Source organism: Diaphorobacter sp. B2A2W2, from assembly GCF_056730635.1.
In genome coordinates this window covers 1-26,256 of the sequence record NZ_JBWZOR010000001.1, presented here as the reverse complement: position 1 = coordinate 26,256, position 26,256 = coordinate 1, and the positions used below count along the sequence as shown (strand labels likewise).

Below are 26,256 nucleotides of genomic sequence, written 5' to 3'. Positions count from 1 at the left end.
AGACAAGCGTTACAGGCCTTTTTGATGCTTAAAGGTCTTCCGACCCCAGCAGCATCTCGGTGATGCCCTTGCCAGCCTGCACCATCGGGAACACGTTCTCGGTGGGGTCGGTCCGGAAGTCCAGGAACACCGTGCGGTCCTTGAGCTTGCGCGCTTCGCGCAGCGCCGGCTCCACGTCCTGCGGGCGCTCGATGAGCATGCCCACGTGGCCATAGGCCTCGGCCAGCTTCACGAAGTTGGGCAGCGCATCCATGTAGCTGTGGCTGTAGCGGCCCGAGTATTCAATTTCTTGCCACTGGCGCACCATGCCCAAGTAGCGGTTGTTGAGCGACAGCACCTTGATAGGGGTGTTGTACTGCAGGCAGGTGGAGAGCTCCTGGATGTTCATCTGCACCGAGCCTTCGCCCGTCACGCAGAACACCTCAGACTCGGGCTTGGCCAGCTTGATGCCCATGGCATAGGGAATGCCCACGCCCATGGTGCCCAGGCCGCCGGAGTTGATCCAGCGGCGCGGCTCGTCGAATTTGTAAAACTGGGCGGCCCACATCTGATGCTGGCCCACATCGGAGGTGACGTAGGCATCCGCATCGCGGGTCATATTCCACAGCGTCTCGATCACGTACTGCGGCTTGATCACCTCGGTGTTCCCGCGGTCGTACTTCAGGCAGTCGCGGCCGCGCCAGTTCTCGATCTGCTCCCACCACGCCGACAGCGCACCAGCGTCGGGGCGTGTCGTGGTCTCGCGGATCATAGAGATCAGCTCAGTCAACACGTCCTTGACATCGCCCACGATCGGAATGTCCACCTTCACGCGCTTGGAAATGCTCGACGGGTCGATATCGATATGGATGATCTTGCGCTCGTTCTGCGCGAAATGCTTGGGATTGCCGATCACGCGGTCATCAAAGCGCGCGCCCACGGCCAGCAGCACGTCGCAGTTCTGCATGGCATTGTTGGCCTCGATCGTGCCGTGCATGCCCAGCATGCCCAGGAATTTGCGGTCGGTGGCCGGGTAGGCACCCAGACCCATCAGCGTGTGGGTGACCGGATAGCCCAGCATGTCGACCAGCGTGCGCAGCTCGGGCACCGCATTGCCCAGCAGCACGCCGCCGCCGGTGTAGATATAAGGTCTTTTCGCGGCCAGCAGCAGTTGCAGTGCCTTGCGGATCTGGCCGCCATGCCCCTTCTTGACGGGGTTGTAAGAGCGCATTTCCACGCTCTGCGGATAACCATGGAAAGCCGTCTTCTTGAACGACACATCCTTCGGGATATCCACCACCACGGGGCCGGGACGGCCGGTGCGCGCGATATGGAAGGCTTTTTTGAGCGTCACCGCCAGTTCGCGCACATCTTTGACCAGGAAGTTGTGCTTGACGATGGGACGCGTGATGCCCACGGTGTCGCACTCCTGAAAGGCATCCAGCCCGATCGCGGGCGTGGGCACCTGGCCGGAGATGATCACCATGGGGATCGAATCCATATACGCCGTGGCGATGCCCGTCACGGCATTCGTCAATCCTGGGCCGGAAGTCACCAGCGCCACCCCGACCTCGCCCGTCGCGCGGGCATAACCGTCGGCCGCGTGCACCGCCGCCTGTTCGTGGCGCACCAGCACGTGCTGAATGGTGTCCTGCTTGTACAGCGCGTCGTAGATGTACAGCACGGCGCCGCCGGGGTAGCCCCAGATGTACTGGACGTTCTCGGCCTGCAGAGCCTTGACGAGGATCTCGGACCCCATGAGGTCCTGGGCGCCGGGAGAAGATGAGGAGTTGCCGCCGCGAGAGGCCGCAGCCGCCGACGTGAGTTCGGCCTTGGAGATTTCCATGATCAACCTTTGCGAATTTCTCTAACGAAAAACCTTGGGTGCCCCTTGTACGAACTCTTGTGAAGCCGACTTGGGACTTGAGGCCTCGGCCATGGGCGCCATGAGTGTTGCGCCGGACCGGGACCCGTTTGCCTTTTTGAATTGCAGTACACATTATTGCACTGCACACATGCAGTTGGCGCAGCACGGCATAAAAAATACGCGGCAATGCGATAATCCGCCTTTCGCAGCTTGCTGCACGCACCTGCGCGCACTCCGCTTTCGCCCTCCTTGGGTTTTTGCCTTTGGCTACTGAACAAGAGCTCTCCGACTTCCTCAAAAGCGTGGACAAGCGTGCTTTCAAGCGCACGCTTTACCATGTGCGCAATGAGGAGGCCGCGTTGGACATCGTTCAGGACAGCATGCTCAAGCTGGCCGAGCACTATGGCGACAAACCGCCGGCCGAGCTACCCATGCTCTTCCAGCGCATCCTCACCAACTGCATGCTGGATTGGTTCCGGCGACAGAAGACGCGCAATGCGCTTTTTTCCAGCCTGAGCGACTTCGAGGGCCCGTCGGACGATGGTTCAGATTTTGATTTTCTCGAGGTACACGCCGCTGCCAATGGCGAAATGGCACAGAGTGCAGAGGATTCTGTGCGTCGCGCCCAGGTACTGCGCGATATCGATGCCGAGATCCAAGAACTGCCCCCGCGTCAACGGGAGGCATTTTTGATGCGTTACTGGGAAGAAATGGATGTCGCAGAAACCGCAGCCGCCATGGGTTGCTCCGAAGGCAGCGTCAAGACACACTGCTTTCGGGCCATCCAAACCCTCAGCAAGGCACTGAAGGCCAAAGGAATCGTGCTATGAACCGCCCTCCAGAATACCCGCCGGAAATCACCCAGGCCGCGGATGCGTTCGCCCGCCGCCTTACGGCGCGCCTGAGCGAAGGCAATGCCAGCCTTCCCTACGACATCACCGAGCGCCTGCGCGCCGCCCGCATGCAGGCGTTGGCGCAGCGCAAGCGCCCCGCCGTACAGTCTGCCCGTCAGACAGCCGCGGCAACGCACGTGTCTTCGCAAGGCTCCACCGCCACGCTCAGCGGCTGGGGCAGCGAAGGTGGCAACTGGTGGCGCGCCCTGGTATCCGCCGTGCCGCTGACGGCGCTGGTGGTGGGGCTGGTCTTCATCAATATGGCGCAGGATGAGACGGTGGCCACCGAAATCGCCGAAGTCGACGCTGCGCTTCTGACCGACGATCTTCCCCCGTCGGCCTATGCTGACCCCGGCTTCCTGCAATACCTCAAGACAGCCAATACGACGCAATAAGATCACTGCCTGCATGCACGAGCCGTCCCCGCACGCCCCACGCCCCCACCTGCCAGCATTCTTGCTGGCTTTTGTCTTGCTGGGTGCGCTGGCGACGACGGGGTGGTGGATGGCTGCCTATGTGCGGGTGGCGCCCAGTACCCCTGTCCCGGCCGAGGCGCTGGGAGATGGCAGGCACAAAATCTACAGCGAGCCCCGGCAGGCTCCGCAAGCCGAGGCTGGCCCCCGCTGGACAGAATTGAGCACTCCTCAGAAAGAAGCGCTCTACCCCCTTGCAGACCGCTGGAGCGTGCTCAGCGAAGGGCAAAAGCGCAACTGGCTCAACCTGGCGGCGGGCTTTCACGCACTCTCTGAGGACGAGCAGGCGAAGATGCTCGCACGCATTACCGATTGGGCCAGCCTCAGCACCCAGCAGCGCAGCCAGGCGCGACTGAACTATGCCGCCGCCAGCAGGCTCCCGGCCGACAGCCGGCGTGCCCGATGGGAGGCATACCAGGCGCTGAGTGCGGAAGAGAAGAAGCGCCTGGCGGCCAAGGCGGCGCCGCGGCCGACCGGTGCAGCCACCACGGTACGCCCGGTTTCCCCCAAGAAACTGGCCCGCGTCCCTGCAGCCACCAATGCGCCGCCGGCCGTCCCCAACCCTCCGAAAATCCAGCCGCCAGCGGAATTCCATTCGCCCCAGGCCCTGCCGGTGCCGCCCCCCGTGGTCGTGGAAACATCGCCGGTCACGATCCCGTCCGCACTGCCTGCGCCGCTCCCCCCCCTTGCGCCCGCCTCGGCTCCCGAACCCGCTCCGGAACCGCCAGTGGACCTGACCCCCCTGCATCCGCCGCAATGATCGGTGCATGACCTCCGTTCGCCGTCCCGCATGACTGCCTCGCGCGCCAATCCGCAGCCCCCCCACCCTTCCGACGCTGCCGCCCCGGCGGCATCCCGCGAGATCGCACCTCCGCTGCGGCGCCGCATGGCCTGCTGGTTGTATGAGGGCATGTTGATGTTCGGGGTGGTGTTCATCGCGGGCTACCTGTTCGGCACACTGACACAGACGCGGCATGGGCTGGACAACCGCCACGCGCTGCAGGCCTTTCTGTTCGTGGTGTTCGGCATCTACTTCGTCTGGTTCTGGTCCCAGGGACACACGCTTGCCATGAAGACCTGGCACATCCGGGTGGAAGACCGGCAGGGGCGCTCCCTCTCGCAACCACGGGCGCTGCTGCGCTACTTGTTGTGCTGGCTGTGGTTCCTGCCCCCATTGGCGGTGATCGCACCCTTTCAACTGTCCGCGGGCGAAGCGACCGTCATCGTGGCGGGCTGGGTCGCGGTGTGGGCCCTGCTCAGCCGATTTCACCCGCAACGCCAGTTCTGGCACGACGCACTCGCCGGTACCCGCCTGGTGCATTACGAAGTGCCGCCCCGCCGCAAGGGTTGAGGAGCGGACTGGGCCACGCACGCGTGCATCTGACGCGCAAGCTATGCGCACAACCCCTGCAGTTCGCCTTCCCATAGCGCGACAATCACCGTCCGAATGCCTGATCCCACCTCCTCCGCACCACACCCCCACAAGCAACGCACCGGCTTGCGCCGGCTGTGGCATGCCACGGGCTACTCCCTGACGGGCCTGCGGGCAGGATGGGAAGAAAAGGCGTTTCGCCAGGAGGTGTGCCTGGCAGCCCTGCTGCTGCCCTCGTCCTTTTACGTCGGTCGGGACTGGATGCAGACTGCTGTACTGGCGGCGGTGGTGGTGTTGGTGCTGATCACCGAATTGCTCAACTCTGGCATCGAGGCCGCCATCGACCGCGTCGGGCATGAACTGCATCCGCTGTCCAAGCGCGCCAAGGACTTGGGCAGCGCAGCGGTGCTGCTCAGCCTGCTGCTGTGCGCAGCCGTGTGGGCGGCCGCGCTCTACCAAAGGTTCCTACATGGCTGATGTCGCTTTTTCAATCTGCGTGTACCTGGGCTCTCGCCCGGGCAACAACCCCTTGTTCACAGAAGCGGCCACGGCCGTGGGCCACTGGATAGGCCGCCACGGCGGCCAGTTGGTCTACGGCGGCGGCCGCAGCGGCCTCATGGGCACGGTGGCGGAGGCCACGCGCGTGGCAGGCGGCCGGGTCGTGGGCATCATTCCGCAGGCTCTGGTGGACAAGGAGCTGGCCAACCACTTCTGCGATGAGCTGCACATCGTGCAGACCATGCACGAGCGCAAGGCCATGATGGCCGAGCGCAGCGATGCCTTCGTCGCCCTGCCGGGCGGCATCGGCACACTGGAAGAGCTGTTCGAAGTCTGGACTTGGCGCCAGCTGGGCTACCACGACAAGCCTATCGGCCTGTTGGACACCGACGGCTACTACGGCGGCATGCTGGGCTTCCTGCAGCATGCGGTACATGGCGGGCTCATGGGGGAATGGCAGATGGGCCTGATCCGTGTGGGTACGGAGCCCGATGCCCTGCTCACCGCGCTGGTGCAGGACGCAGGCGCGAATGCCAGCGCCATCCCCCTGCGCAGCGTGATCTGACGGCTGTCCCACCGCGCTGGCGTGCGCGGGATTGGCAGACGTGCCGTTCGTTACACCGCGGCGTCGTCCATGTCGCCGGTGCGGATGCGCACCACGCGCTCCACGGCGGTGACGAAAATCTTGCCGTCGCCGATCTTGCCGGTGCGCGCCGCGCCTACGATCGCGTCCACGCAGCGGTCCACGTCTTCGGTGCGTACCACCACCTCGATCTTGACCTTGGGCAGGAAGTCCACCACGTATTCAGCACCACGGTACAGCTCGGTATGGCCCTTTTGCCGGCCGAAGCCCTTCACCTCGGTCACCGTCAGCCCCGTTACACCACATTCGGCCAAGGCCTCGCGGACTTCCTCCAGTTTGAAGGGCTTGATGACGGCGGTGATCATTTGCATGGGGAACTCCTCAAATATCTAAAAAGCGGCGGGCATGGCACGGCGACCCAGCGGCCGCCACAGGGGGCTCAGGCCCTGAATCGGTTGGTGATGGGGTAGCGCCAATCCTTGCCGAAGCTGCGGCGCGTGACGCGCACGCCCACAGGCGCCTGGCGGCGCTTGTATTCGTTGAGCTTGATGAGCCGGGTTACACGTTCGACATCGGCACGTTCAAAGCCGGCGCGCACGATGTCTTCCAGAGGCTCGTCATTTTCCATATAGCGCTCGACGATGGCGTCCAGTACCTCGTAGGGCGGCAGACTGTCCTGGTCTTTTTGGTCGGGACGCAGTTCGGCACTGGGCGGACGGGTGATGATGCGCTCGGGAATGGGATTCGCGCCGGTGCCATACGGGTCATTGGCGTTGCGCCAGCGGGCCATGGCGAACACGCGCGTCTTGACCACGTCCTTGATCACGGCAAAGCCCCCGGCCATGTCGCCGTAAAGCGTGCAGTAGCCCGTGGCCAGCTCGCTCTTGTTGCCCGTGGTCAGCACCAGGCTGCCGAACTTGTTCGACAGCGCCATCAGCAGCATGCCGCGGATGCGCGCTTGCAGATTCTCTTCCGTCGTGTCCTCGGGCAGGCCGGCGAACTGCGGCGCCAGCGCAGTCTTGAAAGCCTCGAACTGCGGGGCGATGGCGATTTCGTCATAGCGCACCCCCAGCCGCCCGGCCATGTCGCGGGCATCGATCCAGCTGATGTCGGCCGTGTAGGGCGAGGGCATCATCACTGTGCGCACCTTGTCGGCGCCCAGCGCGTCCACGGCAATAGCCAGCACCAGCGCCGAGTCCATGCCCCCCGACAGGCCCAGCAGCACGCCGGGGAAGCCGTTCTTGCCCACGTAGTCGCGCACGCCCAGCACCAGGGCGGACCACAGCTCCGCCTCCCAGCCCTCGTGTGGCGCCACTGGCGCTTCCAAAACAATAGCTGCTTGCGCTTGCTGCACCTTGATCAGCAGCGTTTTTTCTTCAAATCCTGGCGCACGAGCCGCCACGCTGCCATCGGCATTCAGCGCGAAGGACCGGCCCTCGAAAACCACCTCGTCCTGCCCGCCGACCAAGTGCGCATAGACCAGGGGCAGGCCGGTTTCCAGCACGCGCTCGCGCATCACCTGTTCGCGCTCGACAGCCTTGCCCAGGTGGTAGGGCGACGCATTGAGCGTGACCAGCACCTGCGCGCCCGCCTCCCGCGCGCTGCGCGCCGGCCCGGGGTACCACGCGTCCTCGCAGATCAGCAGGCCCATGCGCACGCCCTCGACCTCGAACACGCAGTTCTCATCCCCGGGGACGAAATAGCGGCGTTCGTCGAAGACTTCGTAGTTGGGCAGGTACTGCTTGGCGTAGGTGTGCTCGATACGCCCCGCGCGCAGCACGCTGGCCGCGTTGTGGCACAGGCCGCGCCCCCCCTCGCCCACCCCGTGCGCCACGCGCCGCGGGTGCCCCACGACCACCGTCAGCCCTGGCCAATCCGCCGTAGCGGCCGCCAACCCTTCCAGTGCCTGCTCGCACGCTTGCACGAAGGCTGGCCGCAGGTACAGATCCTCGGCCGCGTAGCCGCACAGTGCCAGTTCGGGCGTGAGGAGCAGCCGGGCGCCGGCAGCATGGGCATCGCGCGCGGCCGCAAGAATCTTCTGGGCATTGCCCGGCACGTCGCCCACCACGAAGTTGAGTTGGGCGATGCTGATGACGAACGGCATGGGAATAGCGGGGCGGGTTGGTCTCGGACGATTATGTCACCCGGGCCCTGGCGCCGCCCCGAGCCGCGCCTTGCCCCTGCGGCACGCCCCGGCTGCGCGCTTGTCCCCACAGGCCAGGGACAGACCTGTGGATAAGCTGCGGGCGAGGCGGGCACATGCGGCTTAAGTGGTTGATTCATAACGCCCGCCCCTGCACCGCCTCATTTTTAAGCAGGCTGCGCCACCGCGGAGAAATCCCCACGGCTACGCGGTCCGGGCTTTGGGGACATGATGCGCTCTGCCCTGATTGCGGCACCGCCCACTGCATGACCACACCCTGCCCTGCCAGCACGCCTGCTTACGCATTGCACCTGCACGACTCGATCCATCGCGTGGGCGCCGATGCATGGGACGCACTGCTGGCGCACCAGCCCCACCCCACGCCCTTCCTGCGCCATGCCTACCTGTGCGCGCTCGAAGACAGCGGCAGCGCCACGCCCGCCCAGGGCTGGACGCCCGTCGTGTTCACCCTGTGGGCGGGCACGGACCTGCAGGCCGCCTGCATCGTGTACGCCAAGGCGCACTCGTACGGTGAGTACGTGTTCGATTGGGCCTGGGCCGATGCCTACGCCCGCCACGGGCTGGCGTACTACCCCAAGGCCGTGGCCGCCGTGCCGTTCACGCCGGTGCCCGGCACCCGGCTGTTGGCCTGCGACGATGCCGCGCGGGACGCCCTGCTGCGTGCCGTGCTGGACTGGGCGAAGCAGGCGGGGCTGTCGTCCCTGCACCTGCTGTTCGGCGCGCAGCAGGATCTGGCTGCAGCGCACCAGGCGGGGATGCTGCTGCGCAGCACCGTGCAGTTCCACTGGCACAACCGGCGGCCCATGGACGGTGCAAGGTTCGCGGATTTCGAGGACTTCCTCGCCTCCCTGAACCAGGACAAGCGCAAGAAGATCCGCCAGGAGCGCCGGCGCGTGGCCCAGGCGGGGGTGTGCTTTCGCGTGCTGCGGGGCACGCAGATCACCACGGCAAACTGGGACTTCTTCTACCGCTGCTACGAGCGCACCTACCTGGAGCACGGCAATCCGCCCTACCTGACGCGGGCCTTCTTCCACGCCATGCAGCAGCACATGCCCGAGGCCTGGGTGCTTTTCGTGGCGGAGCGCGCAGGCCGCCCCATCGCTACCAGTTTGATAGCTGTTGACGCTTATTCCAACTGCGTAAACTCCCCAAATGACATGCAATCCGTGGCCTATGGCCGCTACTGGGGTGCGCTAGAACGGGTGGACTGCCTGCATTTCGAGGCCTGCTACTACCAGCCCATCGAGTGGTGCATCGCGCAGGGCGTGCACCGTTTCGAAGGCGGTGCGCAGGGCGAACACAAGATGGCGCGCGCCCTCCTGCCCGTGCGCGCGCAGAGCGCCCACTGGCTGGCGCACCCGGCGTTTGCCGAAGCCGTGGACCGGTTCCTGGCGCGTGAAGGCGAAGGCGTGGAGCAGTACCTGGAGGATCTGCACGCGCGCAACCCCTTCCGTCGGGCAGGCTGACGGGCTGGACGCGGCCATGAAAAAGCGCGCCCATGGGCGCGCTTGGCAGAGATACAGCGAGAAGGCCCTCAGGCCGTCGCGACCGACTGCACCAATCCCATCTCAGAACTGCTGAGCAACGATTCGATGTCCACCACGATCAGCATGCGCTCGCCCACGGTCGCGATGCCGCGCACAAAGGACGAATCCACCTGCCCCTGGAACTGCGGTGCGGGCTTGATGGCATCGGCCGGCAGAGCCACCACGTCGGCCACGGCATCCACCACAGCGCCCAGCACCGTGCCACCCACGTTGAGGATGATGACCACGGTGAAGTCGGTGTAGTCGGCGCTGGCGCAGTGCAACTTCAGGCGCAGGTCGACGATCGGCACGATCACGCCGCGCAGATCGATCACGCCCTTGATGAACTCCGGCGCGTGCGCCATGCGGGTGGGTTGCTCGTAGGAGCGGATTTCCTGCACGCGCAGGATGTCGATGCCGTATTCCTCCTCACCCAGGCGGAAGGTCAGGTATTCCGCGGCACCGCTGGCGTTGGCGTTGCCGTACGAAGGACGCTGGGCGATGGAAGACGACATGGCAACTCCTAGGGAAATGTTCTCGCGCTTGCGCGCAGGTCGGGCACCGCCGGCCACACCAGCGTCGCGCACGCCCTGGCAGCATAGCAGTCATCGGTTACTTATGCTGACAATTTTGCCAGAAGCCGAAATCCCCGCAAGAAAAAAGCCCGCGGGCATGTGCCAGCGAGCTGGATGAGGGAGTGGGTGCGATACGGGCCGCACCCCGCCACCATCAGGCTTTCTTGTAGTTTTCCACGCCGTCCAGGATTTCCTTGTGGGCGGCATCGATGCCTTCCCAGCCCAGCACCTTGACCCACTTGCCTTCTTCCAGGTCCTTGTAGTGCTCGAAGAAGTGGCTGATGGCCTTCAGGCGCATGGGGTTCACATCCGCCACGGTCTTCCAGGGCTCGTACATCTTGAGGATCTTGGTAGTGGGGACGGCCAGCACTTTGCCGTCCACGCCGGCCTCGTCTTCCATCTTCAGGATGCCCAGCGCGCGGCAGGGCACCACCACGCCGGGGTGCAGCGGGTACGGGGTGATCACCAACACGTCCACCGGGTCGCCGTCGCCCGACAGGGTCTGGGGCACGTAGCCGTAGTTGCAGGGGTAGTACATGGCCGTGGTCAGGAAACGGTCCACGAAGACGGCACCCGACTCCTTGTCCACTTCGTACTTGATGGGATCGGATTCCGCCGGGATCTCGATCACCACATTGAAGGTTTCGGGAATGTTCTTGCCGGGCTTGACGTTGTTCAGCGACATGGTTTGGGGGTTGAGTGGTTGGAATGACACGGCCTTCGCCCCGGGGGCGGTGCGCAAGGCGGCCCGTGATTTTAGGCGCACGCCCCTTGCAGCTTGCTTGCACCGGGGGTTTCGCGTTAAATGGCTGCGTTGGCCAATCGTCTCCCGCCACCGGGGCACGAGGAAGCAACGCAGCGGAAGCACTTCCCCCATGCGTTGCGCTTCCCCCTCCGTGCAACTGACAACCGATGGAGATAACGAATGGCTGGTTCCACCTCGGCGCTGACTGCCCCTCTCATCCTGGCTCTGGTTTGCGGACTGATTGCTGTGGCCTACGGACTGTGGGCACGCAGCTGGATCCTTTCCAAGGACGCGGGCAACGCCCGCATGCAGGAGATCGCCGGCGCCATCCAGATGGGCGCGGCGGCCTACCTCGCACGGCAATACAAGACCATCGCCTTCGTCGGCATCGTGCTGGCCATCCTCATTGCGGCGTTCCTGGACGGCACCACCGCCGTGGGCTTCGTCATCGGCGCGGTACTCTCCGGCGCCTGCGGCTTCATCGGCATGAACGTCTCGGTGCGCGCCAACGTGCGCACGGCCCAGGCCGCCACGCAGGGCATGGGCCCGGCGCTGCAGGTTGCCTTCCGCGGCGGGGCCATCACGGGCATGCTGGTGGTGGGCCTGGGCCTGCTGGGCGTGACCGCCTTCGCGTGGTTCCTGATCGGCAATGGCCGGCTCACCCCCACGGCCAGCCTGCCGGCGCTGCTCAACCCGCTGATCGGCTTTGCGTTCGGCTCGTCGCTGATTTCCATCTTTGCCCGCCTGGGCGGGGGCATCTTCACCAAGGGTGCCGACGTGGGCGCGGACCTGGTCGGCAAGGTGGAGGCCGGCATCCCCGAGGACGACCCTCGCAACCCCGCCGTGATCGCCGACAACGTGGGCGACAACGTCGGTGACTGCGCCGGTATGGCGGCCGACCTGTTCGAGACCTATGCCGTCACCCTCATCGCCACGATGGCGCTGGGCGCGCTGCTGGTGGGTGCTGCGCCCGTCGCGGCCGTGACCTACCCGCTGGCGCTGGGGGCCGTCTCCATCATCGCCTCCATCATCGGCTGCTTCTTCGTGCAGGCCGGCCCGGGCATGCGCAACGTGATGCCCGCGCTGTACCGGGGGCTGGCCATCGCGGGCGTGTTGTCGCTCGTCGCCTTCTGGTTCGTCACGGCCTGGGTCATCCCCGACAACGCGCTGGGCGGCACGGGCGCGCAGATGCGGCTGTTCGGCGCCTGCGCCACCGGCCTGGTGCTGACGGCGGCGCTGGTGTGGATCACGGAGTTCTACACCGGCACGCAATATTCGCCCGTGCGCCACATCGCGCAGGCGTCCACCACGGGGCATGGCACCAACATCATTGCGGGTCTGGGCGTGTCCATGCGCTCCACGGCCTGGCCGGTGATCTTCGTGTGCGCGGCCATCATCGTGTCGTACACGCTGGCGGGCCTGTACGGCGTGGCCGTGGCCGCCATGTCCATGCTCAGCATGGCGGGCATCGTGGTGGCGCTGGACGCCTACGGCCCCATCACCGACAACGCTGGCGGCATTGCCGAGATGGCCGAGCTGCCCAGCAGTGTGCGCGACATCACCGACCCGCTGGACGCCGTGGGCAACACCACCAAGGCCGTGACCAAGGGCTACGCCATCGGCTCGGCGGGCCTGGCAGCACTGGTGCTGTTCGCCGACTACACGCACAAGCTGGAGAGCTTCGGCCAGGCGATCCGCTTCGACCTGAGCGACCCGATGGTCATCGTGGGCCTGTTCATCGGCGGGCTCATTCCCTACCTTTTCGGCGCCATGGCCATGGAGGCCGTGGGCCGCGCCGCCGGCAGCGTGGTAGTGGAGGTGCGTCGCCAGTTCAGCGAGATCCCAGGCATCATGGAAGGCACGGCCAAGCCCGAGTACGGCCGCGCGGTGGACATGCTGACCAGCGCCGCCATCAAGGAGATGATCATCCCCAGCCTGCTGCCCGTGGCCGTGCCCATCATCGTGGGCCTGGCGCTGGGGCCGAAGGCGCTGGGCGGCCTGCTCATGGGCACCATCGTCACGGGCCTGTTCGTGGCCATCAGCATGTGCACCGGCGGTGGCGCCTGGGACAACGCCAAAAAGTTCATCGAGGACGGCCACCACGGCGGCAAGGGCAGCGACGCGCACAAGGCCGCCGTCACCGGCGACACCGTGGGCGACCCCTACAAGGACACGGCCGGCCCGGCGGTGAACCCGCTCATCAAGATCATCAATATCGTGGCGCTGCTCATCGTGCCGCTGGTGGTGAAGTTCCACGCCGGCTGACCCGACACTATCAAAAAAGAAGCTGCCAGCGCCCGTCCCTTGGGCGTTGGACGGCACTCCGGCTCGTAGCCCAGCACGCTGCGCGCGCCTGCCGCACAATCAGGCCCATGCAGCTCCACCACATCGCCAACGCCGGCGTGGCCTCGACTTCGGGCCGCACCATTGCCGTGATCGACCCCTCCGACGGCCAGCCGTACGACGAAATCCAGCGCGGCACGGCCGAGGACATCGATGCCGCCGTGCATGCGGCGCAGCAGTGCTACCACAGCGTGTGGCGCAAGCTGGCCCCGGCCGAGCGTGGCAGGCTGCTGATGCGGCTGTCGGCCAAGATCACCGAGCATGCCGAGGAGTTGGCCGCCATCGAGCAACGCGACTGCGGCAAGCCCACCCGGCAGGCACGGGCCGACGCACACGCCCTGGCGCGCTACTTCGAGTTCTACGCCGGCGCCTGCGACAAGCTGCACGGCGAGACCATTCCCTACCCCGACGGCTTCAGCGTGTTGACCTGGCGCGAGCCGCATGGCGTGACCGGCCACATCGTGCCGTGGAACTACCCCATGCAGATCTTCGGGCGCTGCGTGGGCGCCGCACTGGCGGCCGGCAACGTGTGCGTGGTCAAGCCGGCCGAGGACGCCTGCCTGTCCCTGCTGCGCGTGGCCCAGTTGGCGGTCGAGGTGGGCTTCCCCGCCGGCGCGCTGAACATCGTGACCGGCTACGGCCACGAGGTCGGCGACGCGCTGGCGCGCCACCCCGGCATCCAGCACATCAGCTTCACCGGCAGCCCCAAGGTGGGCACGCTGATCCAGCAGGCCGCCGCAGAGCGCCACTGCCCGGTCACGCTGGAGCTGGGCGGCAAGAGCCCGCAGATCGTCTTTGCCGACGCCGACCTGGACGCCGCCGTGCCCGTGCTCGTGAACGCCATCGTGCAGAACGCTGGGCAAACCTGCTCGGCCGGCTCGCGCGTGCTGATCGATTCCCTGATCTACGAACCGCTGCTGGAGCGCCTGTCAAAGGCCTTCGAGGCGCTGCGCGTGGGCCCCGCCGCCATGGACCTGGACCTGGGGCCGCTGATCCGCCAGAGCCAGCAGCAGCGCGTGTGGGATTACCTGTCCGATGCGCAGGTGGCTGGCATTCCCCTGGCCGCGCAGGGCACCGTGGTGGACGAAGCGCCCGACACGGGCTTCTACCAGGCACCCACCCTGCTGCGCGACGTACCGGCGCAGCACCGCCTGGCGCAGGAGGAAATCTTCGGACCCGTGCTGGCCGCCATGCCCTTCGACGACGAAGACCACGCCGTGGAGCTCGCCAACGGCACGCCCTTTGGCCTGGTGGCGGGGGTGTGGACGCGCGATGGCGCGCGCCAGTTCCGCATGGCGCGGCGCATTGCCAGCGGCCAGGTGTTCATCAACAACTACGGCGCGGCCGGCGGCGTCGAATTGCCGTTTGGCGGCGTGAAGTCCAGCGGACACGGACGCGAGAAGGGTTTCGAGGCGCTCTACGGCTTCACCACCCTCAAGACCGTGGCCATCCGCCACGGCTGATCCCTGCGAACCGCGTGCCCTGCGGTGCCTTTCCAGTGCTCGCTTGCCCGCTGATACGTTTCCCATCTCGACCCATGCCTCTGTCATCCCCTTCCCCCCGCACTGCCCGCCATGTCCGACGCGTCACCTACCAGGGTTACGAGCGCGAGGACGGGCTCTGGGACATCGAGGGCGAGCTGCACGACAGCAAGCCGCAGGACCTGCCGTCGCTGCGCTACCCGGACGGCGTGCGCCGCGCCGGCGAACCCATCCACCACCTGTGGCTGCGCGTCACCGTGGACCGCGACCTGGTGGTGCGCGCCATCGAATCCGCCATGGATGCCCACCCCCTGGCGGGCTGCACACAAGCGCAGCGCGCCCTCCAGGCGATGGTGGGCTGCAGCATGGCGCGCGGCTGGCGCCAGTCCATCCAGACCCACCTGGGCGGCGTGGCCGGTTGCACCCATCTGCGGGAACTGCTGTTCAACCTGGCCACGGCCACGTTCCAGACGATTCACGCCGCATTCCAGAATGAAGGCGACGAGCCGCCGCGCCACTTGGGCCAGTGCACGGGTTGGGACTTCAGCGGTCAGGGAGTGAAGGAGCACTACCCGCAGTTCTACGGCCGCGCGCCGCGCACGCCGAAGGCAGCCTGATCGGCAATCGCTCCCGATTCAATAGCTGCCCGCGCTTTCTACACGGGCGCTAGAGGCACTTTTTGCCCATAGGCCTGATTTAGATCGACCGCATGTGCTGGCGCGCGGCTCAGGTTCACCATGCGAACACTCGCGGAGGCTGAATAGCGCTTGAACGGCTCGGCCCGACGGACGGCCTGCGCCAACCCCTGGTTAGCCAGCCCCTGGTTAGTAGAGCGAGTGGAGAGTGGCGTGGCACATCCGCCGGGGGCGCGCGGCTGGGGCGGTCGAGCCAAAGCCGTGTCCCGCGCGCCACAGCTGCTGCCCAGCGGGGCAACCAGCCCAGCCACGTCGGCCTTCCCTCCCCCGGAAAAGCGGTGCAGCCGGGCGCCGCGCCGATGAGACACGCAGTTGCTCTGTGGCCGCAGGGGTCAGCCCAGCACGTCCTGCAGGGCCACCTCGTACAGCGAAGTCAAGCTGTCCGTAACCTCCAGCAGGCGCTCGCTGGTGGTGGCCACGTTTTCCAGGCCGCGCGGGTCTGGTTGGCGCTTGAGGGCGGCCTCGAAAAACACCCACTGCGCCTGGCCCAGTTCCAGTGCCGAGCGGATGGCAGGGGTGGAGATGGGTGCCTTGTTCAACTGCGCGAGGGCACGCTGGAACTCATCGGCGTCGCCCGTCATCTGCTCGCGCACCGTGCGGCTGTCAAGGCCGGCGGCCAACAGCTCATAGTTCTTGGCCAGGCGCTGCGACAGCATGCGCTGGCGCCCGGCGGTGTTGACCAGGCGTGCCGTGGGCGCCTGGGCCAGGCGCTCGAGGGCCTCGGTGGTGGTGTTGGCAGCAGCCAGCATCTGGTCGGCCTGGGCCGACACGGCCTGAAAGCCCTCCTTCGTCGGCGCCTGGGCCGTGAGCGCGTCCAGGCGGTCCGCGTTGCGGCGCACGTCCGCCAGCAGCCGCGCCACCTCGGGCGGCCAGCTCTGGCGGTCCATGTCCTCAAAGCCGGAATGCACCTGCCGGCGGGTGTGTTCCAGCGCATCGCGGGCGCGCGCGGCGCCCACGTTCAGGTACAGCTGGCCGTAGACCTTGGCGGTGCGCTGGGACAGCGCCCGAAAGCGCGCCGTGCGGTTGATGGCCGTGGCCAGGGCCATGCGCGCCTGGGCCGACAGCGGCAGGGCCGGCACCAGCAACACGGTGGCCAGCGCGCGCACAGCGGTGCGGCGGCCGCGCCGGCAGGTGGCGACGGAGGAAGGGGTGGGGACTGGGCGTTGGTTCTGCATGCGCCGTATTCTCAAATCGCCCTCCCGCGCCCCCTATGACACTGGTCAAAGGCACCTCATGTCGCTGCCGTGACAGCAGATTGATCAACATCAATTTAGCGGGCAGCCGCCATACCCCTACGACGCCGATGGGGCACAATTTCGCCATGGCTGAACGTGTCATTCCCCTCGTGGACCAGCGCAGCAAGGTGCTGCAGCCCCCTGCGCCCCTGGCCGCGGCACCCGCTACCGGACTGCTGCAGGACACGCTCTCCCGTCCCTTGCGCGACCTGCGCATCAGCGTGACGGACCGCTGCAACTTCCGCTGCGGCTACTGCATGCCGAAGGAAGTGTTCGACAAGCACTACCGCTACCTGCCGCACAGCGACCTGCTGAGCTTTGAAGAGATCACGCGGCTGGCGCGCCTGTTCATGGCGCATGGGGTGCGCAAGATCCGCCTCACCGGCGGCGAGCCGCTGCTGCGCAAGGACCTGGAGAACCTGGTTGCCCAGTTGGCGGAACTGCGCACGCTGGAGGGCCTCGTGCCCGACCTCACGCTGACCACCAATGGATCGCTGCTGGCGCGCAAGGCGCGCGCCCTCAAGGCCGCGGGCCTGCGGCGCGTCACCGTGAGCCTGGACAGCCTGCAGGACGACGTGTTCCGCCGCATGAACGACGTGGACTTTCCGGTGGCCGACGTACTCGCCGGTATCGAGGCCGCGCAGGCGGTGGGCCTGGAGCACATCAAGGTCAACATGGTGGTCAAGCGCGGCACCAACGACCACGAGATCCCGGCGATGGCGCGCCACTTTCGCGGCACCGGCATCACGCTGCGCTTCATCGAATACATGGACGTGGGCGCCACCAACGGCTGGCGCATGGATGAGGTGCTGCCCTCCGCCGAAGTCATCGCGCAGCTGCAGGCCGATCTGCCGCTGGTGCCGCTGGCCGCGCAGTCCGCCGGCGAGACCGCCAAGCGCTGGGGCTACGCCGGCCCCGACGGTCGCCACGACCCGCGCTTGGGCGAAGTGGGCGTGATCAGCAGCGTCACGCAGGCCTTCTGCGGCGACTGCAACCGCGCGCGCCTGTCCATGGAGGGCCGGCTGTACCTGTGCCTGTTTGCCTCGCAAGGCTGGGACCTGCGCAGCCTGCTGCGCGGCAATGCCAGTGACGTGCAGATCAGCGCCGCCATCGCCCACATCTGGCAGGGGCGCGGCGACCGCTATTCCGAGCTGCGTGCCAGCCTGCCATCCGAGACGGGCAGCGGCCAGCGGCGCATCGAGATGAGCTACATCGGCGGCTGAGCCGCCGCTGCGCCGCAGGGACCTGCCCCGGCGCGCCGTTCACCACCCTTCTTCTTTCCCATGATCGACACCCACGACATCACAGGCCTCATCCTCGCCGGCGGCCGCGGCTCCCGCATGGGCGGGGTGGACAAAGGCCTGCAGAACTTCCGCGGCTTGCCGCTGGCGCTGCACACGCTGATGCGGCTGCAGCCGCAGGTGGGCGACGTGATGATCAACGCCAACCGCAACCTGGCGGCCTATGAATCATTCGGAGTGCCGGTGTGGCCTGATGGCCTTGCCGACTACGCAGGCCCGCTGGCGGGCTTTCTCACAGGGCTGGAGCGCTGCGAGACCCCTTGGCTGCTCACCGTGCCCTGCGACACACCGCTGTTCCCGCCAGACCTTGCCGCACGCCTGGCCCAGGCCGCCATGCGCGAGGGCGCCGACATTGCCATGGCAGCGGCACCCGAGGCCGACGAGCGCGATGGCACCGTGCGCGTGCGCACCCAACCGGTGTTTTGCCTGCTGCGCGTGACGCTGCTGGAGAGCCTGGTGCGCTTCACGCAGGGCGGCGGGCGCAAAATCGACCGCTGGACCGAACAGCACGCCTGCGCCGTGGTTCCGTTCGACCAGCCGGGAGACGACCCGCATGCTTTCTACAACGCCAACACCCTGGCCGAGCTGCACGCCCTGGAAGGCCTGGGCCACCGCTGAGCTGCAACCCTCCTTGCCCGTACCGCATGAAAACCATTGACCAGATCGCCGCCGAGTTGCAGGGCTACGACCCGCAGGCGCTGCGTGCCGCCGATGTGAACACCTTCCTGGAGCGCCTGGTCGCGCCCGTCACCCGCACCGAAGAAGTCGGCATCTTCGACGCCCTGGGCCGCGTGCTGGCGCGGGACGTGGTCTCGCCCGTCAGCGTGCCGCCACACGACAACTCGGCCATGGACGGCTACGCCTTCGACGGCGCCCAACTGCAGCCCGGCCAACCGCTGGTGCTGCGCCCGGTGGGCTCCACAGCCTTTGCCGGCGCCGCCTGGACCGGCACCGTGGCCGCAGGCGAGTGCGTGAAGATCATGACCGGCGCCATCATGCCGGCAGGGCTGGACACCGTGGTGCCGCAGGAGTTCACCACCGCCGAGCCCGACGGCCACATCCGCATCGCACCCGACGTGCTGCGCCGGGGCGACAACCGCCGCCTGCTGGGGGAAGACCTCATGCAAGGCCGCGTAGCGCTAGCAAAAGGAGAGCCGCTAGCGCCTGCTGCTATTGGCCTGGTGGCCAGTTTGGGTCTAAAAACGGTGACGGTGTACCGCCGGGTGCGCGTCGCCTATTTCTCCACGGGCGATGAGATCCTCAGCCTGGGCGAGCCACCGCGGGAGGGCGCGGTGTACGACAGCAACCGCTACACAGTCTTTGGCCTGCTGACACGTCTGGGCGTCCAGGTGATCGACCTGGGTGTGGTGCGCGACGAGCCCACACTGCTGGAAGCTGCCTTCCGCCGTGCCGCCGCCGAGGCCGACGCCATCATTACCAGCGGCGGGGTGAGCGTCGGCGAGGCCGACCACACGCGCACCATGATGAAGCAGCTGGGCGACGTGGCGTTCTGGCGCATCGCCATGCGCCCGGGCCGGCCGATGGCGGTGGGCCGCCTTCGGCCCGAATTACAAGCCAAATCCGATCCTAACGCTCGTCCATCAAGCGTCAACAGCTATCAAGATGGAAGCATTCAGAGTGCAGACGGCAGCAGCGTGCTGTTCGGCCTGCCGGGCAATCCGGTGGCGGTGATGGTCACCTTCCTGGCTTTCGTCCGCCCCGCGCTGCTGCGCATGATGGGCTGCACACGCAGCGCACCGCCGCTGCTGCGCGCCGTCAGCACCGAGGCCATGCGCAAGAAACCCGGCCGCACCGAATACCAGCGCGGCCTGGTCACCACGGCCGCAGACGGCACGTTGCAGGTGCGCACCACGGGCAACCAGGGCTCAGGGGTGCTCAGTTCCATGGTGCAAGCCAACGGCCTCATCGTGCTGCACCACGGCCAGGGCAACGTGGCACCTGGCGACATGGTCGATGTGATGATGTTTGACGGCGTGATCTGACACGCCCGCGCAGCGGCGGCCGGCTTGGCCGCGTGCGCCGCAGCCCTACCCTGCCCCCATCGCCATCCTTGCAGGAGCCGCCATGCCGTTTGCCGCCACCCATCTCGCTCAGCCGCCTTCGCGTGAAACGGTGGACCAGTGGCTGGGCCCCACCGTGCTGGAGTTCGGTACGCCCTGGTGTGGCCACTGCCAGCGCGCCCAGCCGCTCATCGAGCAGGCCCTCGAAGACCGGGACGATGTGCGCCACGTCAAGGTGGAGGACGGCCCCGGCCAGCGCCTGGGCCGCAGTTTTGGCGTGAAACTCTGGCCCACGCTCGTGTTCCTGCGCGACGGGCGCGAAACGGCACGGCTGGTGCGCCCGCAGACGGCTCAGAGCATCCATGAAGCGGTGCAGGGCATCACCGCCACCACCGGCTGATCACCCGCAAGGCCCGGAACCCGGTCTCAGCGGCCCAGCGCCTGCTCCACACCCTTGTTGGCCAGCATGTCGGCGCGCTCGTTGCCGGGATCGCCCGCATGGCCGCGCACCCAGTGCCATTCGATGCGGTGGCCCGCTTGGTGCGCCAGCTCGTCCAGGCGCTGCCACAGCTCCACGTTCTTCACGGGCTGGCCGGCCGCCGTGCGCCAGCCCTTTTTCTTCCAGCCGTGAATCCATTCGGTGATGCCCTGGCGGACGTACTGGCTGTCCAGGTACAACGCCACCTGGCAGGGGCGCTTGAGCGCGCCCAGCGCCTGGATCACGGCCATCAGTTCCATGCGGTTGTTGGTCGTTCCCAGTTCGCCACCGAACAGCTCTTTCTCCAGCGTGCCTGAACGCAGCACTGCCCCCCAACCGCCGGGGCCCGGATTGCCCTTGCACGCACCGTCGGTATAGATCACCACCTGATTCAAAAAATAGCTCCCAGAAATAAAGAAAATGGCCCGTCGCCTCAGCCCGGGCCATGGCGCCGCGCTACCTGCACCTGCGCGGCAGCCGCCTGCGGCGCCTTGCGCCACGAAGGCTCCAGCAGGCGCATGCCCTGCACGCGCTTGACGGCGACGATCACATACGCGGCCCCGAAGATCGGCCACCAGCGCGCGCCCAGCGCGTCCATCCAGCCATAGCGCTGCAGCCAGCGGTCGCCGGCCACGGCGGGCCGGTAGCAGCCGAAGCTCATGGATTCCAGCTCAAAGCCAAGCAGGCGCAGCCAGTCGCGCAGGCGCCCGGGTGAAATGAACTCCCCCACGTCCGGAAGGAACAGCCGCCCCCCTGCGCCACAGCGCTGGTACAGGCGCGATCGCCGCTGCCGTAACCCCCACAGACTGAGCGGGTTGAGTCCACTGATGACCACCTTGCCCTCGGGCACCAGCACGCGGTGCACCTCGCGCAGCGCCGTGTGCGGGTCCACGCTCAGCTCCAGGGTGTGGGGCAGCGCCAGCAGGTCCAGGCTGGCCTCGGCAAACGGCAGCGCGACCGCATCCGCCAGCAGCGCCGGTGGCTCCTGCGCATCGCTACGCTCTAGCAGCAACTCCGGCGGCATTACGGCCAGCCAGCGGTGCGGCATGCGGTTGCTGCGCAATGCCTGCAGGCCCGGCATGCCCAGCTGCAGCGCGTGGTAGCCGAAGATGTCCGCCACCAGCTCGTCGTAACGCTCCTGCTCCCAGGCCAGCAGGTAGCGGCCAGGGGCAGTATCGAACCAGTGGTGCAAACCTATAATTTCGCCGGTCATGAAGAACTTGCTGCCATTGCCCGCCTTCGCCGACAACTACATCTGGATGATGTACGACGCGCAGCGTGCGGTCGTTGTGGATCCCGGCGATGCAGAACCCGTGTTGCAGGCGCTGCGCAGCATTGGGCTGCCATTGGAAGCGATTCTAGTCACGCACCACCATGGCGACCACGTGGGCGGGGTGAACGCCCTGCGCGAAGCCACGGGCGCAACCGTGTATGGCCCTGCCACGGAGCCCATGCCCGAGCCCCTCATCCGTCTGTCGGGCGGCGACACTCTTGAGGTGCTAGGCCTCACGTTTTCCGTGCTGGACGTGCCGGGGCATACGGCGGGGCATATCGCCTACTACTGTGCGGACATGGAAGGCGAGCCCCTGCTGTTGTGCGGGGACACGCTGTTCTCAGGTGGATGCGGGCGCTTGTTCGAAGGCACGCCCACGCAAATGCAGGCCTCGCTGGATACGTTGGCCGCATTGCCCGGCAACACCCGCGTATGCTGCGCCCATGAATACACGCTGTCCAACCTGAAGTTCGCCCGCGCGGTGGAACCCCATAACGCTGCGCTACTCCAGTACATCACCGAATGCGAGTCCCGGCGCCGCGCGGATCAGCCCACACTGCCGTCGCGCATTGCCATCGAGCGCGACATCAACCCTTTTCTGCGCACGCGCGTTGCTACGGTAGCCCAAGCCGCACACGGCTTCGACGCCCTCATAGACCCGCGCGAACCCGCAGCCGTACTGGCCGCGCTGCGCCAATGGAAAAACGAATTTCGATGAGACTTCTGCACATCCTGGGGCTGGCAAGCCTGCTGTGGTTGACCGGTTGCGCGACCACTGCCCCTACGGACAACGCCGCATCCACCACCGACCCCACTACTGCCAGCCATACGCCGCTGTATCCGTCGGGACCATTGCAGCCCATCACGGCGAGTGCCGCCAGCGGCCACACAGTGGCTGGCGTCAGTGCGCCAGCCGATCTGTGGGACCGCATCCGGCGCGGCTTTTCCATGCCCGACCTGGACACCGATCTGGTACGCGACCGGGAACAGTGGTATGCCACGCGCCCCGACTACATGCAGCGCATGACCGAGCGTTCCAGCAAGTACCTGTTCCATATCGTCGAAGAGCTGGAACGCCGGGGCATGCCCACAGAACTGGCGCTGCTGCCCTACATCGAGAGCGCCTTCAACCCCCAGGCAGTGTCCAGCGCCAAGGCCGCGGGTATGTGGCAGTTCATGCCGGCCACGGGAACCTATTTCGACTTGAAGCAGAACGCCTTCCGCGACGACCGGCGCGATGTGCTGGCGTCCACGCGCGCGGCACTGGACTACCTGCAGAAGCTCTACGGCATGTTCGGCGACTGGCATCTGGCCCTGGCCGCCTACAACTGGGGGGAAGGCAGCGTGGCCCGCGCGATCGCGCGCAACGAGAAACAGGGTCTGGGCACGCGCTACACCGAGTTGACGATGCCCGCCGAAACCCGCATGTACGTTCCCAAACTGCAGGCCGTGAAGAACATCGTGGCCAATCCCGACAAGTTCAGCACCGAGCTGCCGTTGATCGAGAACCATCCGTACTTTCAGAGCGTGGAGATCACGCGCGACATGGACGTCACCCTGGTAGCCAGTCTCGCCGGCGTACGCATCGAGGATTTCCGCGCCCTGAACCCGTCGCTGCACAAGCCCGTGATCCTTGCGGCGGGCATGCCGCAGATCCTGCTGCCCTGGGACAACGCCCAGGTGTTCCGCAAGAACCTGGAGGCCTACACCGAAGGCCAATACGCCAGTTGGACGGTATGGACGGTGCCCAACACGATGAGCGTCTCCACCGCGGCGCAACGCACGGGCATGAGCGAAAACGATTTGCGTCAGGTGAATGGCATTCCACCACGCATGATGATCAAGGCCGGCTCGGCCCTCATGGTGCCCCGCGCGGCCACCATGCGCGCAGACGTCCCGGGCCATCTCGCCGACAACGGCCAAGTCAGCTTCACGCCCGAAATCGTGACGCGGCGCACCACGGTGCGCGCGGGCAAGCGCGACACCGTGGCCAGCATCGCGCGGCGCTACAAGGTCAGCACCGCAGACGTTGCCGACTGGAACGACGTGAAGACTTCGGGCAAGTTCAAGCCCGGAGAACAGGTCGTGATGTACCTGCCCGTGCGGCTTGCCGCGACCTCGCTGGCGCGCACCAGCGCGAAACAACCCATCAGCCGGGCGACAGTCCGCTCGGCAAAGGCCGGTGCGCCCGCACGCAAGGGCGGCACACCGTCGAAACGCAAACGGTAAGTCTGGCTAGAAACGCAGCGTGTGCATACCCAACAGGCCGAGGATGCCCATCACGATCAGGTACAGCGCAACGATCACGTTGAGCAGTTTGGGCATGATCAGAATCAGGATGCCTGCGATGAGGGAAACCAGGGGGCCAATGCTGAGGTGAAGTGTCATGGGAACTTTGCCGGGATGCGGGAGGAAGGAAAGCACTCGCGCTGAGCGCGCCGCCTAGCCCATCACTTTAGCGGTGATCCCGGGTCGCAAGGCGCACTTGGCGCGCCCTGACCGACCGAACCAACGCCTGGGCACGCCGTAATCTGCCGCAGAGGGCCGGGGCGCCTGCATTTTGCCCTCTCTTGCGCCACACCGAGCTTTCCCAAAAAAAGTCCGATACGGCGCGAAGCGCGGCGTCACATCAGCAGTTGCCTTTTTTCGCCTGACCGGGAGGGCACCCGTGCGGGTGGCTCTTGGGACCCGCTCCACGGTTGTCGTAATGGTCGTGATAGACCGCGCAACCGGAAAGCGTGAATGCAGCAACCACAATGGCAAGCAGAGTCTTCATGGCTGAAAATGTGGATGGACGTCCAGGCATTTTAGAAGCGCCCCGTTGTTCCCGGACTGATTGAAACTCGTACGGTGGAGTAATACGACGCTGTACTACTCATCGCTAGCAGGTAAGCAGTCAGGTCATGGGTGCCTTCTATGTTGATCACGGAGCTATTGGGGGGGGCAAAACGTTGGCGCACCCCTACCCTCACAATTGGCCAAGCAAAAACAAAAAAGGCCCTGTATCGCTACAGAGCCTTTGAAACTTGGTAGGACGTACAAGATTCGAACTTGTGACCAATGGATTAAAAGGGGTCTAAGAGCCCTTATATTTCAACAACTTAGCTCGTCTTCGCTCGCCAAACATCGCCGTCACTCGCCAATGCTGTCACGTTGCACTGACACGCTTTAAGTCAGCAATCGGCCAGGAGCAGTCTGTGGTGGCAGCTGAAAGCGGACGCTCAACGGACTAGGTAAGCGGGCCGCCGAAGGCGGATCCGCTTGACCGCTGGGTTAGGACACAACATATTAGCCGCGAAAAGCCAAGTAGTACCCGGGAGCGGCAAGGCACCATGCGAGCACGAAAACAGTGCTTCCGCGCCTGCATATTTTCTTGCCGACTTCGTCATAGCGATCTACCTCTAAAAACCACCAAAGTGTCCAGCCGACGGTTTTTTCAATGTCTGTGGCATCACGTAAATGTTTGAGAGCAACGAGTCCTAGGTACGCATAGTAGAGCCCGGCCATGACTGAGGCTCCGATTAGTAGCCAGCCAGAAATCACAATGGCTTTCATCTGTTCTAACGTTTGACTTAAGCGGCATGCCGAAGGCATGTCCGCTTGAAGGAATAGTTAGGCGTCGCGGTGGCGCACATGACTTGAATAGCAGCGAAATGTTTACCGAGCATACGGTGTGATGCTTAGGACTCGTGCCTTCTGTGCTGCGAATGATGCTTGGAATTCGTAGCAATGCTCCAGCTCAACCTGCAGAACTTGGCGACTTGCGTCGTCTGGATGACTCATCAGTTCCAGATTCAGCGCAGACAGGACGTTTTGGTTAGCTGCCTCTGTGTTGCGGGAGTTTCCCGGGAGCAGCAGGGATCTGAGAAGTTTGAGCATGGAGGAAACGCGCTTCGTGCCAGCTAACGTAATGTAGACCGCACCAAGCCGCAGGCCATATCTGGCGCTTGCGGTCTAAATTGGCGCGAAAAAAACGCGGAAATGGGCTTGTAGCCGAGCTTGACGGCGTATATGCTGTATGAAAATACAGTACTAAATTCAGCCATGAAACCCGCCGCCCCTCCTGTGTTGCGCGCCACACGGTTGCTGGACCAGGTCCGTGAGCGAATTCGTTACAAACACTATAGCCTGCGCATCGAGCAGGCCTATGTGCAATGGGTGCACATGTTCGTGAAATGGCACGTCTTGCGGCATCCACGAGACATGGGGCAGCTGGAAATCGAAGGTTTTCTAGCCATGTTAGCCAACGAGCGACGGGTGGCGGCTGCCACGCACAACCAGGCGTTGAGTGCACTGCTATTCCTCTACCGTGAGGTGTTGGGCATGGACCTGCCATGGCTCGATGGCGTGCAACGCCCGCGCACGCCCAAGCGCATTCCTTCGGTTTTGACGGTAGATGAGGTGGCTGTTCTGCTATCGGCGCTGCCGACCGATATGGCCTTGCTGGCCCGACTGCTGTACGGTACCGGCATGCGGCTGATGGAAGGTCTGCGCTTGCGGGTCAAGGACCTGGATTTTGATCGTGGGGTGGTCGTGGTACGCCAAGCCAAGGGCGACAAGGATCGGGTCGTAATGCTGCCGCGCAGCTTGGCAGCCGAGCTGCACCAACAGGTGCTTGCTGCGCGCGCGCTGTGGGAGCAAGACCGGCAAGCGCAGCGCGGTGGCGTGGACGTTCCGCATGCACTGGAGACAAAATATCCCGGCATGGGACAACGTTGGGATGGTTCTGGGTGTTCCCCGCTTCATCCCTGTCT

At 65.6% G+C, this 26,256-nt stretch carries 28 protein-coding genes; 17 read left to right on the top strand and 11 right to left on the bottom strand.

Annotated features, from left to right (window positions below):
• Positions 1-28 precede the first annotated feature (28 nt).
• On the bottom strand, positions 29-1,825 hold the full coding sequence (locus AC1PPL_RS00140; protein WP_479972357.1) for an acetolactate synthase 3 catalytic subunit: 1,797 nt from the start codon (positions 1,823-1,825) through the stop codon (positions 29-31).
• A 284-nt stretch (positions 1,826-2,109) separates the two neighbouring features.
• Between AC1PPL_RS00140 and AC1PPL_RS00135 the strand changes: the two genes are divergently transcribed.
• From AC1PPL_RS00135 to AC1PPL_RS00110, 6 genes are all read left to right on the top strand, one after another.
• Positions 2,110-2,676 (top strand): RNA polymerase sigma factor, encoded by a 567-nt coding sequence (locus AC1PPL_RS00135; RefSeq protein WP_011805032.1) that lies wholly within the window; start codon positions 2,110-2,112, stop codon positions 2,674-2,676.
• Positions 2,673-3,134, top strand: a complete 462-nt coding sequence (locus AC1PPL_RS00130) for a DUF3619 family protein (protein ID WP_011805031.1) — start codon at positions 2,673-2,675, stop codon at positions 3,132-3,134. Before AC1PPL_RS00135 ends, AC1PPL_RS00130 begins: the two co-directional genes overlap by 4 nt.
• Before the next feature lie 13 nt (positions 3,135-3,147).
• Positions 3,148-3,972: a DUF3106 domain-containing protein gene (locus tag AC1PPL_RS00125; protein ID WP_270175391.1), complete on the top strand. Its 825-nt coding sequence runs from the start codon at positions 3,148-3,150 to the stop codon at positions 3,970-3,972.
• Positions 3,973-4,002: 30 nt separating this feature from the next.
• Positions 4,003-4,563, top strand: a complete 561-nt coding sequence (locus tag AC1PPL_RS00120; protein ID WP_479972356.1) for an RDD family protein — start codon at positions 4,003-4,005, stop codon at positions 4,561-4,563.
• A gap of 96 nt (positions 4,564-4,659) precedes the next feature.
• Positions 4,660-5,061, top strand: a complete 402-nt coding sequence (locus AC1PPL_RS00115; RefSeq protein WP_011805028.1) for a diacylglycerol kinase — start codon at positions 4,660-4,662, stop codon at positions 5,059-5,061.
• Positions 5,054-5,647, top strand: coding sequence for an LOG family protein (locus AC1PPL_RS00110; protein ID WP_011805027.1), 594 nt, complete (start codon positions 5,054-5,056; stop codon positions 5,645-5,647). Before AC1PPL_RS00115 ends, AC1PPL_RS00110 begins: the two co-directional genes overlap by 8 nt.
• A gap of 50 nt (positions 5,648-5,697) precedes the next feature.
• Here AC1PPL_RS00110 and AC1PPL_RS00105 read toward each other — a convergent pair whose 3' ends face one another.
• Both AC1PPL_RS00105 and AC1PPL_RS00100 read right to left on the bottom strand, forming a co-directional pair.
• A complete protein-coding gene (locus AC1PPL_RS00105) occupies positions 5,698-6,036 on the bottom strand; it encodes a P-II family nitrogen regulator (RefSeq protein WP_479972355.1) in 339 nt (112 codons plus the stop codon).
• 68 nt (positions 6,037-6,104) lie between these two features.
• The gene (locus AC1PPL_RS00100) at positions 6,105-7,769 is read right to left on the bottom strand and encodes an NAD+ synthase (protein WP_479972354.1); all 1,665 of its coding nucleotides are present in this window, start codon (positions 7,767-7,769) and stop codon (positions 6,105-6,107) included.
• A gap of 305 nt (positions 7,770-8,074) precedes the next feature.
• Here AC1PPL_RS00100 and AC1PPL_RS00095 point away from each other — a divergent pair, with 305 nt between their 5' ends.
• Positions 8,075-9,295, top strand: coding sequence for a GNAT family N-acetyltransferase (locus AC1PPL_RS00095; protein WP_479972353.1), 1,221 nt, complete (start codon positions 8,075-8,077; stop codon positions 9,293-9,295).
• A gap of 68 nt (positions 9,296-9,363) precedes the next feature.
• Here AC1PPL_RS00095 and AC1PPL_RS00090 read toward each other — a convergent pair whose 3' ends face one another.
• Both AC1PPL_RS00090 and ppa read right to left on the bottom strand, forming a co-directional pair.
• Positions 9,364-9,870, bottom strand: coding sequence for a chemotaxis protein CheW (locus AC1PPL_RS00090; protein ID WP_011805023.1), 507 nt, complete (start codon positions 9,868-9,870; stop codon positions 9,364-9,366).
• A gap of 214 nt (positions 9,871-10,084) precedes the next feature.
• Positions 10,085-10,615: an inorganic diphosphatase gene (gene ppa, locus AC1PPL_RS00085; RefSeq protein ID WP_479972352.1), complete on the bottom strand. Its 531-nt coding sequence runs from the start codon at positions 10,613-10,615 to the stop codon at positions 10,085-10,087.
• 240 nt (positions 10,616-10,855) lie between these two features.
• Here ppa and AC1PPL_RS00080 point away from each other — a divergent pair, with 240 nt between their 5' ends.
• From AC1PPL_RS00080 to AC1PPL_RS00070, 3 genes are all read left to right on the top strand, one after another.
• The gene (locus tag AC1PPL_RS00080) at positions 10,856-12,940 is read left to right on the top strand and encodes a sodium-translocating pyrophosphatase (RefSeq protein WP_479972351.1); all 2,085 of its coding nucleotides are present in this window, start codon (positions 10,856-10,858) and stop codon (positions 12,938-12,940) included.
• A 107-nt stretch (positions 12,941-13,047) separates the two neighbouring features.
• Positions 13,048-14,481 (top strand): aldehyde dehydrogenase family protein, encoded by a 1,434-nt coding sequence (locus tag AC1PPL_RS00075; RefSeq protein WP_015913467.1) that lies wholly within the window; start codon positions 13,048-13,050, stop codon positions 14,479-14,481.
• Between the two features lie 74 nt (positions 14,482-14,555).
• Complete coding sequence (locus AC1PPL_RS00070; RefSeq protein ID WP_312129060.1) at positions 14,556-15,116, top strand: DUF2889 domain-containing protein; 561 nt, start codon at positions 14,556-14,558, stop codon at positions 15,114-15,116.
• Positions 15,117-15,526: 410 nt separating this feature from the next.
• On the opposite strand, the gene AC1PPL_RS00065 is transcribed toward AC1PPL_RS00070, so the two are convergent.
• Positions 15,527-16,369 (bottom strand): type IV pili methyl-accepting chemotaxis transducer N-terminal domain-containing protein, encoded by an 843-nt coding sequence (locus AC1PPL_RS00065; RefSeq protein WP_088886581.1) that lies wholly within the window; start codon positions 16,367-16,369, stop codon positions 15,527-15,529.
• A gap of 146 nt (positions 16,370-16,515) precedes the next feature.
• On the opposite strand from AC1PPL_RS00065, the gene moaA reads away from it, so the two are divergent.
• The 4 genes from moaA (at position 16,516) to AC1PPL_RS00045 (ending at position 20,151) form a co-directional block, all read left to right on the top strand.
• Complete coding sequence (gene moaA, locus AC1PPL_RS00060; protein WP_479972350.1) at positions 16,516-17,652, top strand: GTP 3',8-cyclase MoaA; 1,137 nt, start codon at positions 16,516-16,518, stop codon at positions 17,650-17,652.
• A 60-nt stretch (positions 17,653-17,712) separates the two neighbouring features.
• Positions 17,713-18,348, top strand: coding sequence for a molybdenum cofactor guanylyltransferase MobA (mobA, locus tag AC1PPL_RS00055; protein WP_270175387.1), 636 nt, complete (start codon positions 17,713-17,715; stop codon positions 18,346-18,348).
• A gap of 26 nt (positions 18,349-18,374) precedes the next feature.
• Complete coding sequence (gene moeA / locus AC1PPL_RS00050; protein ID WP_479972349.1) at positions 18,375-19,733, top strand: molybdopterin molybdotransferase MoeA; 1,359 nt, start codon at positions 18,375-18,377, stop codon at positions 19,731-19,733.
• Positions 19,734-19,815: 82 nt separating this feature from the next.
• Positions 19,816-20,151: a thioredoxin family protein gene (locus AC1PPL_RS00045; protein ID WP_011805012.1), complete on the top strand. Its 336-nt coding sequence runs from the start codon at positions 19,816-19,818 to the stop codon at positions 20,149-20,151.
• Between the two features lie 26 nt (positions 20,152-20,177).
• Here AC1PPL_RS00045 and rnhA read toward each other — a convergent pair whose 3' ends face one another.
• The gene (rnhA, locus tag AC1PPL_RS00040; protein WP_015913473.1) at positions 20,178-20,624 is read right to left on the bottom strand and encodes a ribonuclease HI; all 447 of its coding nucleotides are present in this window, start codon (positions 20,622-20,624) and stop codon (positions 20,178-20,180) included.
• A 38-nt stretch (positions 20,625-20,662) separates the two neighbouring features.
• Positions 20,663-21,442, bottom strand: a complete 780-nt coding sequence (locus AC1PPL_RS00035; RefSeq protein ID WP_011805010.1) for a class I SAM-dependent methyltransferase — start codon at positions 21,440-21,442, stop codon at positions 20,663-20,665.
• On the opposite strand from AC1PPL_RS00035, the gene gloB reads away from it, so the two are divergent.
• Entirely contained in the window at positions 21,441-22,220 is a 780-nt protein-coding gene (gene gloB / locus AC1PPL_RS00030; RefSeq protein ID WP_479972348.1) for a hydroxyacylglutathione hydrolase, read from the top strand. The genes AC1PPL_RS00035 and gloB overlap by 2 nt on opposite strands.
• Positions 22,217-23,731, top strand: coding sequence for a transglycosylase SLT domain-containing protein (locus AC1PPL_RS00025; RefSeq protein WP_312305239.1), 1,515 nt, complete (start codon positions 22,217-22,219; stop codon positions 23,729-23,731). Before gloB ends, AC1PPL_RS00025 begins: the two co-directional genes overlap by 4 nt.
• Positions 23,732-23,737: 6 nt before the next feature.
• On the opposite strand, the gene AC1PPL_RS00020 is transcribed toward AC1PPL_RS00025, so the two are convergent.
• The 3 genes from AC1PPL_RS00020 to AC1PPL_RS00010 all read right to left on the bottom strand — a co-directional run bounded on the left by AC1PPL_RS00020 (position 23,738) and on the right by AC1PPL_RS00010 (position 25,057).
• A complete protein-coding gene (locus AC1PPL_RS00020) occupies positions 23,738-23,890 on the bottom strand; it encodes a DUF3096 domain-containing protein (protein WP_011805007.1) in 153 nt (50 codons plus the stop codon).
• Between the two features lie 241 nt (positions 23,891-24,131).
• Positions 24,132-24,278: a hypothetical protein gene (locus tag AC1PPL_RS00015; protein WP_312844080.1), complete on the bottom strand. Its 147-nt coding sequence runs from the start codon at positions 24,276-24,278 to the stop codon at positions 24,132-24,134.
• A gap of 512 nt (positions 24,279-24,790) precedes the next feature.
• Positions 24,791-25,057: a hypothetical protein gene (locus tag AC1PPL_RS00010; RefSeq protein ID WP_479972347.1), complete on the bottom strand. Its 267-nt coding sequence runs from the start codon at positions 25,055-25,057 to the stop codon at positions 24,791-24,793.
• Between the two features lie 489 nt (positions 25,058-25,546).
• On the opposite strand from AC1PPL_RS00010, the gene AC1PPL_RS00005 reads away from it, so the two are divergent.
• Positions 25,547-26,256: integron integrase (locus AC1PPL_RS00005; RefSeq protein ID WP_479972346.1), on the top strand; the 710-nt coding region annotated here is incomplete at its 3' end.

Bases quoted from the DNA above. Each gene is read 5' to 3' on its own strand.
- mobA (WP_270175387.1), top strand. From the start codon at position 17,713: ATGATCGACACCCACGACATCACAGGCCTCATCCTCGCCGGCGGCCGC.
- AC1PPL_RS00110 (WP_011805027.1), top strand. From the start codon at position 5,054: ATGGCTGATGTCGCTTTTTCAATCTGCGTGTACCTGGGCTCTCGCCCG.
- AC1PPL_RS00080 (WP_479972351.1), top strand. From the start codon at position 10,856: ATGGCTGGTTCCACCTCGGCGCTGACTGCCCCTCTCATCCTGGCTCTG.
- gloB (WP_479972348.1), top strand. From the start codon at position 21,441: ATGAAGAACTTGCTGCCATTGCCCGCCTTCGCCGACAACTACATCTGG.
- AC1PPL_RS00020 (WP_011805007.1), bottom strand. From the start codon at position 23,890: ATGACACTTCACCTCAGCATTGGCCCCCTGGTTTCCCTCATCGCAGGC.
- AC1PPL_RS00120 (WP_479972356.1), top strand. From the start codon at position 4,003: ATGACTGCCTCGCGCGCCAATCCGCAGCCCCCCCACCCTTCCGACGCT.
- AC1PPL_RS00140 (WP_479972357.1), bottom strand. From the start codon at position 1,825: ATGGAAATCTCCAAGGCCGAACTCACGTCGGCGGCTGCGGCCTCTCGC.
- AC1PPL_RS00025 (WP_312305239.1), top strand. From the start codon at position 22,217: ATGAGACTTCTGCACATCCTGGGGCTGGCAAGCCTGCTGTGGTTGACC.
- AC1PPL_RS00045 (WP_011805012.1), top strand. From the start codon at position 19,816: ATGCCGTTTGCCGCCACCCATCTCGCTCAGCCGCCTTCGCGTGAAACG.
- AC1PPL_RS00130 (WP_011805031.1), top strand. From the start codon at position 2,673: ATGAACCGCCCTCCAGAATACCCGCCGGAAATCACCCAGGCCGCGGAT.
- AC1PPL_RS00075 (WP_015913467.1), top strand. From the start codon at position 13,048: ATGCAGCTCCACCACATCGCCAACGCCGGCGTGGCCTCGACTTCGGGC.
- AC1PPL_RS00070 (WP_312129060.1), top strand. From the start codon at position 14,556: ATGCCTCTGTCATCCCCTTCCCCCCGCACTGCCCGCCATGTCCGACGC.
- AC1PPL_RS00065 (WP_088886581.1), bottom strand. From the start codon at position 16,369: ATGCAGAACCAACGCCCAGTCCCCACCCCTTCCTCCGTCGCCACCTGC.
- AC1PPL_RS00100 (WP_479972354.1), bottom strand. From the start codon at position 7,769: ATGCCGTTCGTCATCAGCATCGCCCAACTCAACTTCGTGGTGGGCGAC.
- moaA (WP_479972350.1), top strand. From the start codon at position 16,516: ATGGCTGAACGTGTCATTCCCCTCGTGGACCAGCGCAGCAAGGTGCTG.
- moeA (WP_479972349.1), top strand. From the start codon at position 18,375: ATGAAAACCATTGACCAGATCGCCGCCGAGTTGCAGGGCTACGACCCG.
- AC1PPL_RS00090 (WP_011805023.1), bottom strand. From the start codon at position 9,870: ATGTCGTCTTCCATCGCCCAGCGTCCTTCGTACGGCAACGCCAACGCC.
- AC1PPL_RS00010 (WP_479972347.1), bottom strand. From the start codon at position 25,057: ATGAAAGCCATTGTGATTTCTGGCTGGCTACTAATCGGAGCCTCAGTC.
- AC1PPL_RS00115 (WP_011805028.1), top strand. From the start codon at position 4,660: ATGCCTGATCCCACCTCCTCCGCACCACACCCCCACAAGCAACGCACC.
- AC1PPL_RS00015 (WP_312844080.1), bottom strand. From the start codon at position 24,278: ATGAAGACTCTGCTTGCCATTGTGGTTGCTGCATTCACGCTTTCCGGT.
- AC1PPL_RS00105 (WP_479972355.1), bottom strand. From the start codon at position 6,036: ATGCAAATGATCACCGCCGTCATCAAGCCCTTCAAACTGGAGGAAGTC.
- AC1PPL_RS00125 (WP_270175391.1), top strand. From the start codon at position 3,148: ATGCACGAGCCGTCCCCGCACGCCCCACGCCCCCACCTGCCAGCATTC.
- AC1PPL_RS00095 (WP_479972353.1), top strand. From the start codon at position 8,075: ATGACCACACCCTGCCCTGCCAGCACGCCTGCTTACGCATTGCACCTG.
- ppa (WP_479972352.1), bottom strand. From the start codon at position 10,615: ATGTCGCTGAACAACGTCAAGCCCGGCAAGAACATTCCCGAAACCTTC.
- AC1PPL_RS00035 (WP_011805010.1), bottom strand. From the start codon at position 21,442: ATGACCGGCGAAATTATAGGTTTGCACCACTGGTTCGATACTGCCCCT.